At 69.7% G+C, this 14359-nt stretch carries 10 protein-coding genes; 6 read left to right on the top strand and 4 right to left on the bottom strand.

Annotation, left to right across the window (positions count from 1 at the left end):
• Positions 1-88 precede the first annotated feature (88 nt).
• The 5 genes from recC to AC3DET_RS16830 all read left to right on the top strand — a co-directional run bounded on the left by recC (position 89) and on the right by AC3DET_RS16830 (position 9762).
• Positions 89-3463, top strand: coding sequence for an exodeoxyribonuclease V subunit gamma (gene recC, locus AC3DET_RS16850; protein WP_488392361.1), 3375 nt, complete (start codon positions 89-91; stop codon positions 3461-3463).
• Positions 3460-7077 (top strand): UvrD-helicase domain-containing protein, encoded by a 3618-nt coding sequence (locus AC3DET_RS16845; protein ID WP_488392360.1) that lies wholly within the window; start codon positions 3460-3462, stop codon positions 7075-7077. The genes recC and AC3DET_RS16845 overlap by 4 nt, the downstream gene beginning before the upstream one ends.
• A complete protein-coding gene (gene recD / locus AC3DET_RS16840; protein WP_488392359.1) occupies positions 7074-8951 on the top strand; it encodes an exodeoxyribonuclease V subunit alpha in 1878 nt (625 codons plus the stop codon). The genes AC3DET_RS16845 and recD overlap by 4 nt, the downstream gene beginning before the upstream one ends.
• 185 nt (positions 8952-9136) lie before the next feature.
• On the top strand, positions 9137-9409 hold the full coding sequence (locus tag AC3DET_RS16835) for a hypothetical protein (protein ID WP_488392358.1): 273 nt from the start codon (positions 9137-9139) through the stop codon (positions 9407-9409).
• Between the two features lie 8 nt (positions 9410-9417).
• The gene (locus tag AC3DET_RS16830; protein WP_337732872.1) at positions 9418-9762 is read left to right on the top strand and encodes a hypothetical protein; all 345 of its coding nucleotides are present in this window, start codon (positions 9418-9420) and stop codon (positions 9760-9762) included.
• Positions 9763-9889: 127 nt separating this feature from the next.
• On the opposite strand, the gene AC3DET_RS16825 is transcribed toward AC3DET_RS16830, so the two are convergent.
• From AC3DET_RS16825 to AC3DET_RS16815, 3 genes are all read right to left on the bottom strand, one after another.
• Positions 9890-10462 carry an ester cyclase gene (locus tag AC3DET_RS16825; RefSeq protein ID WP_337732873.1) on the bottom strand — a complete coding sequence of 191 codons (573 nt, stop codon included), beginning with the start codon at positions 10460-10462 and terminating at the stop codon, positions 9890-9892.
• Positions 10463-10801: 339 nt separating this feature from the next.
• Positions 10802-11563 (bottom strand): LytR/AlgR family response regulator transcription factor, encoded by a 762-nt coding sequence (locus AC3DET_RS16820; protein WP_488392357.1) that lies wholly within the window; start codon positions 11561-11563, stop codon positions 10802-10804.
• Positions 11560-12651: a sensor histidine kinase gene (locus AC3DET_RS16815; protein ID WP_488392356.1), complete on the bottom strand. Its 1092-nt coding sequence runs from the start codon at positions 12649-12651 to the stop codon at positions 11560-11562. The genes AC3DET_RS16820 and AC3DET_RS16815 overlap by 4 nt, the downstream gene beginning before the upstream one ends.
• A 282-nt stretch (positions 12652-12933) precedes the next feature.
• Here AC3DET_RS16815 and AC3DET_RS16810 point away from each other — a divergent pair, with 282 nt between their 5' ends.
• Positions 12934-13116, top strand: a complete 183-nt coding sequence (locus tag AC3DET_RS16810; protein WP_488392355.1) for a hypothetical protein — start codon at positions 12934-12936, stop codon at positions 13114-13116.
• Between the two features lie 92 nt (positions 13117-13208).
• Here AC3DET_RS16810 and AC3DET_RS16805 read toward each other — a convergent pair whose 3' ends face one another.
• Positions 13209-14333 (bottom strand): alpha/beta hydrolase family protein, encoded by a 1125-nt coding sequence (locus AC3DET_RS16805; RefSeq protein ID WP_488392354.1) that lies wholly within the window; start codon positions 14331-14333, stop codon positions 13209-13211.
• Positions 14334-14359: the final 26 nt, after the last annotated feature.

The following is a 14359-nucleotide window of genomic DNA, read 5'->3' as shown; positions in this document are numbered from 1 at the left end:
TCCGCGTGCGGTTTCCGTGCGGGATGCTGTGGCCCAAACGCTGCCGTCTCGGGGACTGCGACCGCGATCCGGCACAATGCCGGCGACGATGACGACCGACGCCACGCCCGACTTCCGCCTCTACCACTCCAACGCGCTGGAGGTGCTGGCGGGCCTGCTGGCGCGGGAATTGAGTACGCCCGCGCCCGGCGTGCCGCTGCTGACGCCGGACACCGTGCTGATTCCGCAGGTCGCGATGCGGCGCTGGCTGCAGGCCACGCTGGCCACCGAGCACGGCATCGCCGCGAACCTGGAATTCCTCACCCCTGGCGAGTTCGTCGCACGTGCGCTGGACGCCAATGTGCCGGGCGAGGGCGACGATCTCGATGCCGCGACGCTGCACTGGCGGCTGTACGCCGCGCTGACCGACCCCGTGCTGCTCGCGCGTCCGGCCATGGTGCAGATCGCCGCCTACCTGGCGGGTGCCGCGTCGCGCCGGCCCGATCCACTCAAGCCGTGGGCGCTGGCGGGGGAACTGGCTGACGTGTTCGAGAAGTACCAGGCCTGGCGTCGCGACTGGTTGCTGCGCTGGGAAAGTGGCGCCGATCCCGACGACCCGCAGGCGATCCTGTGGCGCCACGTCGCCGGTGGCCACGACTACCGTGCGCGGCGCATCCAGCGCTATCTCGACCGCTTCGAGGGCGCGGGCCAGCCGTTGCCGCAGGGACTGCCGCCGCGCGTGTTCGCGTTCGCCACGCTCAATGTCTCGCCCGACGTGCTGCGCGTGCTGGCCACTCAGGCGCGCGTGGGCACGCTGCATTTCTATGTCCCTTCGCCGGTGAAGGACTACTGGGGCGACCTGCAACGCCTGCGTGCGGGCACCGAGGACGACACGACCGCCGACGCCCGCCTGCTGCAGGCCTGGGGTGCGGCGGGACGCGATTTCATGGCCGTGATCGGCGGTTACGAACTGGTGCATCCCAGCCTGGACGTGCGCGGCCATGCCGATCCCGGTGCGGGGGGCGGCAAGTTCCAGGGCAGCCTGCTGCGGCGACTGCAGTCGGACCTGTTCCATCGCCGCGCGCAGCCGCTCGACCTGCTGCCGGCCCTGCGCACCGACGATCCCAGCCTGCAGGTGCACGCCTGCCACACGCGCCTGCGCGAACTGCAGGTGCTGCACGACCAGCTGCGTGCGTTGCTGGAGGACGACCGCTTCGATCCGCCGCTGCAGCCGCGCGAAATTGCGGTGCTGGCGCCGGACATCGACCCGTACGTGCCCTACCTGGAAGCCGTGTTCGGCGCGCCGGGCGATGGCGACCGGTTGCCGTACGCGCTGGCCGACACCAGTCCGCTGGCCGGCGAGCCGTTGGCCGACGTGTTCGTGCGCCTGCTCGGCCTGCCGGTCTCGCGCTTCGGCACCCACGAGATCCTCGATCTCCTCGCCAGTGCGCCCATCGCGGACGCGGCCGGTCTCGATGCCCCCGCCTTCGAGCGCCTGCACGCGTGGCTGCAGGCCGCGGGCGCGCGCTGGGGACTGGATGCGAAGCACCGTGCCGCACACGGCGCACCCGCCGACGATGCCTACACCTGGCAGTTCGCACTCGATCGCCTCTTGCTGGGCCACGCCAGCGGCACGCAAGACGACATCGCCGGCGTCGCCCCCTGGCCGGAACTGGAAGGCAGCGCGCTCGACGCGCTCGACATCCTGGTCCGCCTGCTGCGCGTGCTGGCCCGCCACCAGAAATCTCTGGGCGAGGCGATCACGCCCGCGCAATGGCGCGAACGGCTGCTCGGACTGCTCGCCGCACTGCTGCCGCGCGAACCTGCCCTGCCTGTCCGCCAGCGCGCACTCGACCGCCTGCGCATGCTCATCGACGACTTCGCCGCGCAGGCGGAGAAAGCGGGCTATGCCGACACCGTGCCGGCCGACGTGGTGCGCGCACACTTCACCACCACACTTGCCGAAGCCGATACGCGCGCGCCCCTGCTGACCGGCGGCATCAGCTTCGGCCGCATGGTGCCGATGCGGCTGCTGCCGTTCCGCGTGATCTGCGTGCTCGGCATGAACGATGGCGACTACCCGCGCCGCGATCCCGCCGCCGGCCTCAGCAAGCTCACGGCCGAACTCGGTACCGACAAGCGCCGGCATGGCGACCGCTCGCTGCGCGAAGACGACCGCTTCCTGTTCCTGCAACTGTTCGCCGCCGCGCAGGACGTGTTCCTTCTCAGTTATCTCGGCGCCGATCCGCGCGACGGCAGCGCACGCGAACCGTCGGTGCTGGTCAGTGAACTCATCGACGCCGCCGCGCAGCAGCATGCCGATCCGGCGTCCGTCGCCAGGGCACTGGTGGTTCATCACCCGCTGCAGCCGTTCTCGCCGGCGGCGTTCGGTGGCGACGACGACCCACGCCGCTTCAGCTACCGCCGGCAATGGCATCCCGCCGCCGGCCAGCTGGCAGGGCGGCGCTCGCCCCTGCCGCGCTGGTTCCCGGGCGACGCGATGCCGCCACCTGCCGACGCCGGCTCCCCGCTGTCGCTCGACCTGCTGCGCCGCTTCCTGACCGCACCGGCCGAGCAGTTCCTGCGCGAGCGGCTCGGCCTGCGGCTGGACGGGATCGACGAGACGGGCGACGACGTCGAACCGTTGCTGTTGCCGGGCCGCGGCCTGGCGCGCAGCGAAGTGCAGGCGGCCGTGTTCGCCGGGGTGCTGCAGGGCGACGATGACGCCACGCTGCATGCCGCCCTGCGCGCCCGCGCCCTGCTGCCTTCGGGTCCGCTGGGGCGGCGCACGCTGGCCGCGCTGCGCAGCGAGGTCACGCCGTACGCACGAGCCTTCGCCGACTGGACCGGCGGCAAGTCGCCGGCGACGCAGCGCATCGAGGTGGACATCGACGGCGTCGCATTGCACGGCACGCTGGCGGGCGTGTATCCGCACGGGCTTGCCCGCGTTCGCATCGGTGCTCCGGGCGGAAACGCGGCGATCCGCGACGGCCTGGACTGGCTGCTCGCCAGTGCGGCCGGCCTGGCGCTGCCCCTGGTTCAATTCCACGAAGGCGGCAGGAAGCCGGCATCCGGCCATCCGTTCGGTCCCCACGTGCGTCCGCCACTCGCTCCGGACCAGGCGCGCACGGTGCTCCGGCACCTGCTCTGGCTGCGCGAACAGGGCCTGCGCGAACCGCTGCCGTTCGCGCCTTACAGCGGTTGGGAATTCTTCGCCGCCGCGCCCGACATGGAAGCGGGCCTGAAGGAAGCGGCGAAGAAATGGTACGGAAGCGAGCGCAGCTGGAGCGAAGGCAGCGGAGATGCGCTGCGGCTCGCGCTGCGCGGGTGCGATCCGTTCACCGATGACGCAACACGGCTGCGGTTCGCGGATCTTTCGATGTCGATCTATCTGGCGGTCACGCAGGGTGAGGTCTACACCGGTACCGATCCCGATGCCCTGCGCGCGCTGGCCCCCGTCTTCGACGCGGAGGACGCCGGATGACCCTCGCGCACGATCCCTATCTCGCGCTGCCGCTCGATGGCGTGCAGTCCATCGAGGCCTCTGCCGGTACCGGCAAGACCTTCACCCTGGCCACGCTGGTCGCGCGGCTGGTGGTCGAAAGCGGCTTGCGCATCGGCGAAGTCCTGGCCGTCACCTTCACCGAGGCTGCCACCCAGGAGCTGCGCGCGCGCATCCGTGCCCGTCTGCTGCTGGCGGCATCGCTGCCCGCGGTCGCCGCCGCCGATGAAGGGCCGGAAGCGGCATTGACGCGTGCGCTCCTCGATGCGCATCTCGCGCGGAGTGGTGAGCCTCCCGCCGCACTGCATCGGCGTCTGCGCGAAGCCGCCGATGGCATGGACCTGGCGGCGGTGTTCACCATCCACGGCTTCTGTGCACGGGTGCTGCGCGAACACGCCCTGGAAAGCGGGCACGGTTTCGATGCGCCGCCGTTGCTCGCCAACGACGCATCGCTGCGGCATGAAATCGCCGCGGACCTGTGGCGCGCGCATGGCGCGGACGATGACGGTGCGGATGATCTGCTTGCGCTGTGGAAGGGCGGCCCCGACGCCTTGGCGGCCGACCTGCCCGCGTTGCTGCGCGAACAGCGGTTGCAGCCGCACCCCGTCGATCCGCTGCCTGCCGGGCCCGCACCCGCCTTGTGCGCGGCGGGCGAAGCACTCGCCGCCGCGTATCGCGCGCACGGGAACGCGTTCCGTGACGCCCTGGTCGCCGCAGTGGAGGGCAAGGTGCTGCATGGCGGTAGCTACAAGGTCGAGTGGATCACCGGGCTGTTCGACGCGCTGCAAGCGTGGGCGGCCGCGGACGATGCTGGCATGCCGTTCGCGCACGACAAGCTGCCGCAGCTGCGCCATGAGGCGCTGCTGCAGAAAACCAGCAAGGCCGGCGCGGGCCGCACACCGGAATCGCCGCTGACGCATGCCATCGATGCCTACCTGCAGGCGCAGGACCGCGTCGACGCCTACCGCGAAGCGCGCCGCGTCGCCCTGCTGCATCGCCTGCGCGACGATGCCCGCGCGCGGCTGGTGCTGCGCAAACAGCAGCTGCGTGTGCAGACCTACGACGACCTGATCGACGGCGTCGCGGATGCGCTCGAAACGCCGCAGGCGGACGCCCTGGTGCAGCGCCTGCGGGCGCAGTACCGCGTCGCGCTGGTCGATGAATTCCAAGACACCGATCCACGCCAGTGGCGCATCTTCGACCGCGTGTTCGGCAGCAGAAGTCCGCAGCCGGCGCTGTTCGTCATCGGGGATCCCAAGCAGGCCATCTACGGTTTCCGTGGCGGCGATGTGGAAACCTATCTTGCCACGCAGGCCGATGCCGTCGCCGCGCCGCCGCTCTCGCACAACTTCCGCTCGCGGCCCTCGGTGCTGCGCGCCATCGAAGCGTTGTACGCACAGGCCGGCGACGACGCGTTCGTCGATGTGCGCATCCGTTTCCATCCGGTCGCGCCTGGAGGCACCCGCCACGATGACGATTTCCAGCGCCATGGCGCAGCCGCACCCGCGCTAACCGTGTGGCAGGCGCCAGCGCCAGCGCCCGGACCGGACGGCAAGCTCAAGCCCTGGGACGCAGGCACCTCGCGTGAGCTGGCCACCGCCGCCTGCGTGGCTGCCATCCACCGTGTGCTGACGGATGCGCGCGCCGGCAACGCGACGATCGGAGGCAAACCCGTGCAGCCTGGCGACATCGCCGTGCTGGTCCGCACGCACCGGGATGCCACCCGCATCCGTGCCGCGCTGGCCGAGGTCGGCATTCCGGCTGTCGCCGCTGGCAAGCTCAGCCTGTTCGCCACGCCGGAAGCGCGCGAACTGCACGCGCTGCTGCGCACATTGATGCACGGCGCGGACGACGGCCATCTGCGCGCCGCGCTGTCCACCGTCCTGCTGGGCGTGGATGCCACCGGCATCGCCGCACTCGAGACCGACGGTGATGCGATGCGCCGCTGGCAGCAACGCGCGCAGGACTGGCGCGAACGCCTGCAACGCGGCGGCCCGCTGGCGCTGGTCAACGACCTGTGCGCGGAGCACGCCCCGCGCCTGCTCGGCCTGCTCGACGGTGAGCGCAGGCTCACCAACTACCTGCAGACGGCCGAAATGCTGCAGGAGGCCGACGCCCGTACGCTCGGCCTGCCCGGCCTCGTCGACTGGCTGGCCGCTGCCATCGCCGATGCCGGCACCGGCGCCGATGACGACGCGCAGCTGCTGCGGCTGGAATCCGACGCGCACCGCGTGCAGGTGGTGACACTGCACAAGAGCAAGGGCCTGGAGTATCCGCTGGTGTTCCTGCCGTACGCAGGCATCGGCGGCAAGGCGCCCGATCCCGGCCAGCGTGTCGTCGTCACCGACGCGGACGGCCGCGTGCTGCACTGGAAGCTGCAGGACGAAGTCTCCGGCTGGAGCGCGGCCAAGGCGCAATGGAGCGAGGCACAGCGCGCCGAAGATGCGCGCCTGTTGTACGTCGGCCTGACCCGTGCCTGCCACGCGCTGTGGCTGGCAGCGGGCGCCTTCTACCAGCACGCCCAGTCACCGCTGTGGGCGATGGTGCGCGATGCCGACGCCCTGCTGGCGCGCGACCCGGGCATCCGCATCGACCCCACGTCGCCGCCGGCGGCATTGCCGTGGTTGCCGCCCGTGGCGGAGGGCGCGGTGCCGCCTGCCCGCATCGCCCGGCGTTCCATCGCGCCCGACTGGTGGGTCTACAGCTTCACCCAGCTTGCGCATGCCGATGCAGGCCACGCCGTCGATGCTGCCTCCACCGAGGCCGATGGCGCGGCCGCAGACGAACTGGTGCAGCCGCCCGATGACGCAGACGCATCCCCCGACATCACCGCCGACGTATACGACCCGCGCTTCAGCGGCAGCCGTTTCGGCAACGTGCTGCACGCGGCGCTCGAAGACACCCGCTTCAGCGCATGGGCGCAGTGGCAGGCGGGGGATGCGGCGCCTGAAGGAGAGCATGCCGCCCTGCTCGCCGCGCTGCGCAGGGAAGGCTACGCCCAGGACGACCTGGCCGACGGCATCGCGCTGCTCACCTCGCTGGTTGGGCGCACGCTGACCGTCGTGCTGCCCGAGGGCGGCGCACTGCATGCGCTGGGCGAATACGAGCGGCGTGCCGAAATCGAATTCCACTTCGCCCTGGCGTCCACCGCCGTGCCGGCGTTGCTGGCGCTGCTGCACGCGCATGGCGTGGTGCGCGCGCGCCAGGGGTTCGGCCTGCGCTCGCGGCTGGAAGGGTTGATGACCGGCAAGATCGATTTGACCTACGTGCGCGACGGGCGCTGGTACGTGCTCGACTACAAGTCCAACCGCCTGCCGCGCTACGACGCGCCCGCGCTGGCCGTCGCGATGGCGCACAGCGAGTACGACCTGCAGGCCCTGGTCTACACCGTCGCGCTGCACCGCTGGCTGCGTTTCCGCCTGGGCGACGGCTACGACTACGCACGCGACTTCGGCGGCATCCGCTACGTGTTCTGCCGCGGGCTCGAACCCGCGCGCGATGCGTCGCTCGGTGTGCATGCGCAGCGCTTCGCGCCGGAACTCGTGCATGCACTCGATGCCCTGTTCGCCGGCCACGGTCAGGAGGCGGCCGCATGAGCCTGCTCGATGCCCTGTTCCGCCACGGCCACCTGCGCACCCTGGACCACGCCCTCGCGCAGAGCCTGCGCCGCCTGGATGCGTCCACGCCCGACACGGTACTGGCCGCTGCCGCGCTGGCGTCGCTCGCCGTCGCCAAGGGCCATGCCGGACTCTCGCTGCGCGAGCCGCAGGCACTGCTCGATGCCGAAGCCCCCATCGACTGGCCATCCGCCGATGCGTGGCGCGCATGCCTTGCCGCCTCGCGCTGGGTGGCCACGCCGGACGATGCCGATGCCATCGCCGATCCGCACGCGCCGCTGGTGCTGGAACAGGACCTGCTCTACCTGCGCCGTTATCGCGAGTACGAACGCGCGCTCGCGCTCGGCCTGCAACGCCTCGCCGCGCACGCGGTGCCGGCAACCGGCATCGATGCGCTCGCGCCCGTGTTCGCACAGCTGTTTCCGCCGGCCGCGCATGATGCTCACCAGGCGCGTGCCGCCGCGCTCGCGCTGCGCCATGCCCTGCTGCTGGTCACGGGCGGTCCCGGTACCGGCAAGACCACCACCACCGCGCGCCTGCTGGTGCTGCTGGCCGCACAGGCGCAGCACGCGGGCCGCGCCGCGCCGCGCATCGCCCTGGCCGCGCCTACCGGCCGCGCCGCCGAACGCATGGCCGAGAGCGTCCGCCATGCAGTGCAGGCTTTGGCGGCGCAGGGCGTGGACGCCGACCTGCTCGCGGCGCTGCCCACCACGGGCACCACCCTGCACCGGTTGCTCGGCACGATTCCGGATTCGCCCCGCTTCCGCCATCACGCCGACAACCCGCTGCCGTTCGACGTGGTGGTCGTCGACGAAGCCTCGATGATCGACCTGCCCCTGATGGCCAAGCTGGTGGACGCCGTGGCCGATGGCACGCGCCTGGTGCTGCTGGGCGATCCGGACCAGTTGCCATCGGTGGAAGCGGGCGACGTGCTGGCCGCCATCCTCAGCGCGGCGGGGGAAGGCAACGACATCGGCATGCAGGATGCGGGGGCGCTCCGCCCGCTGCTCGGCGATGCTCCGCCCGCTGATCACCATGCAGGCGGGGATCAGCGACCGGGCCGCTTCGCCGGCATCCGCGTGCACCTGCAGCGCGGATGGCGCCAGAGCGAGGCCTTGCAGCTGGCGCCGCTGGCCGCCGCGGTGCGCGAAGGCGATGCCTCCGCCACGCTGTCGCTGCTGCGCGGCGACACGCTGGCCGGCGTGCGGTTCCATGAAGACCTGGCCGATCCGCTGGACATGCAGCGCGAAGACCTGTTGTCGCACTGGCGCGCGCTGGGCGAAGCCGCCACGCCCACCGACGCGCTGGCACTGTCCGCGCGCCTGCGCATCCTCACCGCCGTGCGTGAAGGCCCGCAGGGCGCGCGCACGTTGAACGCGCGCATCGAGCGCCTGCTGGTGGAGGGCGGCACCGGCCTGCAGCGCGCCGGGCAGGGACACTTCCACGGCCAGCTGGTCATCGTCACCGAGAACAGCTATCGCCACCGCCTGTTCAACGGCGACATCGGGCTGTGTTTCCGCGATGCGCAAGGCGTGTTGCTGGCCTGGTTCCCGGGCGACACACCCGCACAGCCGCGCGCCTTCCATCCCGCCTCGCTGCCCGCGCACGAGTCCGCATTCGCCATGACCGTACACAAGGCGCAGGGCAGCGAGTTCGACGCGGTCTGGCTGCTGCTGCCGGCACGCGGCAACCGCGTGCTGTCGCGCGAGCTGGTCTACACCGGCATCACCCGCGCCCGGCGCGAACTGCACATCGCGGGCAGCGAAGCGGTGATCCGCGACGCACTGTCGCGGCATGCAAGCCGGTGGTCGGGGCTGGGCTGGCGATTGGCGCGTCCACGCATCGCGTGGTAGCACCGCAGTACCGTGCAACCGCATCGCACGCGCGTCGCAAAGCATGAACACGGGTTTGCGGTCACGCCCCCAAGGGCGTATACCTGTCCTGGCTGACTGGCAGTCTCCTCCGCCGCCTCCCGCGGGCCGATTTCTCTCCCTCTCGGCTTACCGAACGCGACTGAGCGCGCGCCGAGGAGGTGTGTATGACGAACCAGCAGGTCCAGGTGTTCATTCTCCATCTGGGATCGCAGCAATCCATTGGTCCCGGCGACCTGCGGGTGATGTGGGCCACGGCGTGCGAGTCGCTCGATATCGCGGTGTCCCGGCGCGAGCTTGGCCACAGCCACAACACCGGTCGCCCGTGCTTCAGTCTGTGGGCGGGCCGCCAATTCCATCGCGCACCGGCCGAAAGGCGGATGCGTGCCCTGCTTGAAGCGCGTGGCTTCCTGTTCACGCTTACGCATACCGCCCTGTAGGAGGGTGCATGGCTTTTGATGTTGGGATCGGCAAGTGCCGGTCGGTGTCGTCGGATTCGGTGGAAGTCTGGGTGGATGGTTCCATCGTCCGCCGGCTGGTGCCGGAGACCAAATGGCAGCGTGATGGCATCAGCGTGCTGCATGTGCCGTCGAAGCTGTGCAGTGCCCGTCATCCGTTGACGGTGGGCGAGGAGGTGTTCCTGGACACCGGCCTGATCAACGCCAACAGCGTGGGCAAGCTGGATGTCGACGGCGGCGGCGAGTTCGCCAAGGCGCGGCTGTCGATGCTGGTGCCCACCATCGACCCGGCCCCCACGCCCCCGCAGCCCTCGCGCAAGGCGAGCTGGCGCTGAGAACCTCCCGCGCGTGCCCGGCACGCGCGGTCAGATGGTGGTTGCACCCTCCCGATGAATGAAGCGGCCCCACGCGGGCCGACGAATGGTGCGTGCCCGGCTTCGGGGTTCGTACGCTCACGCCAACCTATCGCGCTGGCGCTGCTGCCGGCGTCGCCAACAGGCCCAGTTGCTTCATCAGCCCAAACGAATCGGCGCAGGTCCATTCCTCGGCGATTCGTCCGTCCGCCATTCGAAACAGCGTCGTGCCCGTGATCTGCACTGCGCGACCGGTCGCCGGAATGCCATTCCCTGTGCCGGTGTTGGTCCCGCGCGCGGTCCAGTGCACGGCCACCAGATCGCGCTCGGCAACCTGTTTGTCGACCGTGATGTTGAGATCCGGAAACGCCTCGCGCCATCCCTTGGCTTCTGCCATGCCGTCGGCATGGGTGAAGTTTCTCCTGCCGCCGTGGCCCACGAAGTCCGCGCTGTACGGCACTTCGAATCGACCCTGATTGAGGCCTTCCTCGTATACCCTACGGGTGACCGACTTGTTGAGTTCCAGAGACTCGGCGCGAACGCCGTCGGACGCAGTGGCTCCGCACGGAGTCATGCCGGTGAGGGCGACGAGTGTTGCCATTGCGGACAGCAGGATATTGCAGGTTTTCATGACCATCTCCGAAACGCGGAAGCGCGTGTTGCGGATGATGGGGTCGTGCACGACCGCTCGCGCCCCCTTGGTGTCGGGTGGACGTGGTGGCGGGATGAGTGGTGGCTGCGGAGTGACGGGAGCGCGTCACACCTCGGTGCTGCCGGCATGTTGTCGATCATGGCTCCGGGGTGCGCGCTGAACTTCGTGATGAGCCGCGCTGCCACGATTGCGCGCCGACATCGAAGGCGTGGCCACGCAGCTCAAGGAACGTCCACGGGTGCCGCAGGGCTGCATGCAGCGACTGCGTTGGCCGCGATCCCTGAAGTCTGCGGTTGAGATCCCCCCTCCCGGGCGGCGGAGCGCACTCTGTCGTATTGCCCGCATAGCGAGCGGAGCGGAAAACGGCGCTCAGCGAAGCAACACGTCGAGCGCCGCCCGATAACGGCGACTGCCGTTGACCTGCGCCCCGTTCTTGAGGAGAACGACGAAATCGCCATTGAACAGTGGCTGGACTTCGCGAATCCGGGCGATGCTGACGATCGCTGCGCGTGATACCCGGATGAAACATTGTGGATCCAGGCGGGACTCGAGGCTGGCCATCGTCTCGCGCAGCAGGTGCTGTTTCGCGCCCGTGTGGATCTCGACGTAGTTTCCTGCGGCGACGATGCGATCGACCTCGTCGATGTCGAGCAATCGGACGCGTCCCTCTGAACGGATTGCGAGTCGCGTGGGATAGCGATGAGATGCACTTCGATCGATCGATTTCAGCACCTCGGAAACGCGGCGGGCGAAGCTGTCATCGGGATGGCCGACGTGGGAACGGGCGCGCTGCAGCGCACGGCGGAAGCGTTCCGGATCGATCGGCTTCAGCACGTAGTCGATCGCTTGGGCATCGAACGCGCGCACAGCGTGTTGATCGAATGCGGTCACGAACACGACCGCCGGCATGCGGTTGCCGCCGATGGCTTCGATGACGGCGAAGCCATCCAGTTCGGGCATCTGCACATCGAGGAAGACGAGGTCGGGCGAATGCGCGCTGATGGCCGATATGGCCGCTCCACCGTCCTCGCACTCTTCGACGACTTCGATGTCCGGCTCCTGCCGCAGGAGCCGCACTATCCCGCGGCGGGCGACTGGTTCATCGTCAACGATCAGTACGCGGAGGGTCATGCGACAGTGCGCCAGGGTAGCTCGATCTCGGCGATGACGCCGCCGTCGTCGGAATTTCGCACTTCGAAGCGCTGCCTGTCCGCATACAGCAAGCGCAACCTCGCCCGCGTGTTCGCCAGGCCGATGCGTTCGGTCGTCGACGGTGGCAATCCTCGGCCGTCATCCGAAACGCGCAGCAGCAGGGCATCGTCCTGCCGGTCCGCCCTGATTTCGATGTGCCCAGGTCCTGCGCGCGTGGCCAGTCCATGGCGCAGGGCGTTCTCAACCAGGGGCTGGAGGATCAGGTTGGGGACCCGCGCTTCACGCACCTCGTCGGGGACTGTGATTCGGTAGCTCAGACGCCCCTCGAAGCGGGCCTGCTCGATCTCGAGATAGCTTTCCAGAAAGCCGATCTCCTCGCCAAGCGGCACCTCATGCGCCTCGCTGCTGTCGAGCGAGCGGCGCAGCAGGGCGCTCAGCTGCAAGAGGATCCGATCCGCCGAGTCGGCATTCTCGTGCATCAGCACGGAGATCGTGTTCAGGGCGTTGAAAAGGAAGTGAGGCTGCAGCTGGGTGCGCAATGTCTGCAGGCGGGCGTCCGCCAGCTGCGCTTCCAGGCGGAGCTGCCGACGATCCTTTTCGCGGGCGGTCCGCACCAAACGCTCCACGTGTGCCACAGCGACGATGAGCCAGTACACCGGGAGATTCAGGAGAAACGTCGTGCCGAGCAGCCGGTTGAAGGTGCCGAACCAGGTGGGCTCGACCTGGGCCGCGCCGATCATCGGCGCCGCCAGCGCGAAGAGCGCCAGGTTGACCAAGGCGCAGATCCCCGAAGCGAGGCCGTGGACCACGAGCGCGCGGAGGACCTGCGGTCGTTGTAGCGGAAACCGTGCCGCAAGCCGGAGGGCAGCCGGCGTGAGGGCAGCCCAGACGGCGGCCCAGACGAGCCAGATGACACTGGCGCGGACCCACGCCAGCGGTTCGCCCCGCACCTGGGCGGCGAACCAGGCCTGCCCGGCGAAGAGCATAGCGACCAAGGTCCATGCCCCCAGGATGGCCACGCCCCGGCGACCGAATCCGGACCCGGTCTCCATCATCGGTATCGCCATGTCGGGCTCTTTTCCAGCGAGGTGTGCCACCGGCCGAGCTGCCTCCCGTCGCCGATCCCGTCGCCGGCGTGGGCAGCATACCCAATTGCTTCATCCCCCCGAACGCGTCGCCGCACATCAATCCCTCGGCAATGTGCCCATCGGCCATCTGGAAGCGAGTAGCGCCTGTGTTGATCCATCCCCTGCGATGTCCGGTGCACATCCCCAGCCCCTTCGGCGAGCGTGCTGTCGACGGCGACCCTCAGGTCTGGAAGTGCAACGTGGAAGCCGTTGAGTTCGACCATGCCGTCGGCGCCATGGCCGACAAAGCCCGGACTGCAGCGCGCGTCGAATCGGCTCCGGCTCAAGCCCTCCCCTGGTGCCGGCAAGGACGAGGGCCTCGATGGAGCCTGGCGCGAACTGGCCTCGCGCTTTCGCCGCAGCCACGCGCCGGACATCCGACAATGGAGCGGCGGCAACGACTGACATGCGACCGCCCCAGACAGCAGAAGGCCCCACAACGCGGGGCCTTTCTTTTGCGGCAATACCAGTGCGTGGCCGGCGATACCGGCCGCGCCTCACTCCCCGCCCGGCCGTTTCCCCGTGACCGACCACTGCGTCAACGTGCGGAACGCCTCGCCGATCTGTTCCGGGGAAAACCCGCAATGCCCTTCGCCCGCGTCGGGCAGCACCAGCGGTGCGATGACGTCCCCGCCCGCGCGCACGAGGGCCGCATAGAGGGGCTGCAGACGCGGCGCGATGGTCGGGTCGCCGGTGTTGTACTGGATCACCAGCGGCTTGCGCACCTGCCCGGTGAGCGCCGGTGCGTTGGCTGCATAGGCCATCGCCGCCGCATCGCCCGCGTGGCGTGGCACCGCTGCATTGAACACCGCGTTGTCGCCGAACCCCGTGTACACCGTGCGCGTGTTGTCTACCGGCAGCCCACCCGCGCGGCGTCGCATGTCGTTGAATACCAGGGCATGCAGGCTGACGATGCCGGGCACCGCGTCGACAGGTACCTCCATGTGCTTGGCCAGCAACGCGGCGGCGTCCGGGTTGCCGGGCAACGCGCCGGTCACCGCGTTCATCACGTCCATCTGCCCGAGCTCCGCCGCGGCAGGACCGGACAGCCCACCGTCGGGTACGCCCGTGGCGCCGGGGAAGAACGCGTCGAATGCCACCAGCGTGGTGAACAACTCTTCCGCCAACCGTGCGCCCGGCACGTTGGCGCCGCACAGCGACAGCGCGCCGTCGTACTGCGCCGGCTGCTGTTCAAGACTGGCCACCGCGATGCCGCCGCCCATCGAGAAACCCACCAGCCACGTGCGACGCGGTGCGCCATGGCGTTCGATGAAGTGCGCGCGCAGGCGCTCGGTATCGTCGATGCCATCGCGCATCGCCCAGCCCTGCGTCGCGAACCCGCTCTGCGCCACCGCGTATCCCTTCGACAGGAACACCGGCGTGGCCTCGTTGGCCGGCCACGGCGACGCGCGCGGCACGCCGACCGGCTCGAAGCCGTGCACCAGCATGACCAGCTCGCCATTCCAGTCGGCGGGAATGTCGATGCGGTACGGTGCGGCGGCCAACGTACCGGTGTCTTCCACCGGCGGCGCCACCGCCGTTGAGGCATCCACGGCACGTGCCGGCGGCAACGCCAGCAACAACGCGATCGGCAGGCAGGCAAGCAGGCGGTGCAGGCGCATGGTGGAACTCCTTGTCAAAGCGATGC

The sequence above is a fragment of the Pseudoxanthomonas sp. 97-1-1 genome, from assembly GCF_057773125.1.
Note: the sequence above shows the minus strand (reverse complement) of the source record. Positions and strands in the feature narration are given on the sequence as shown.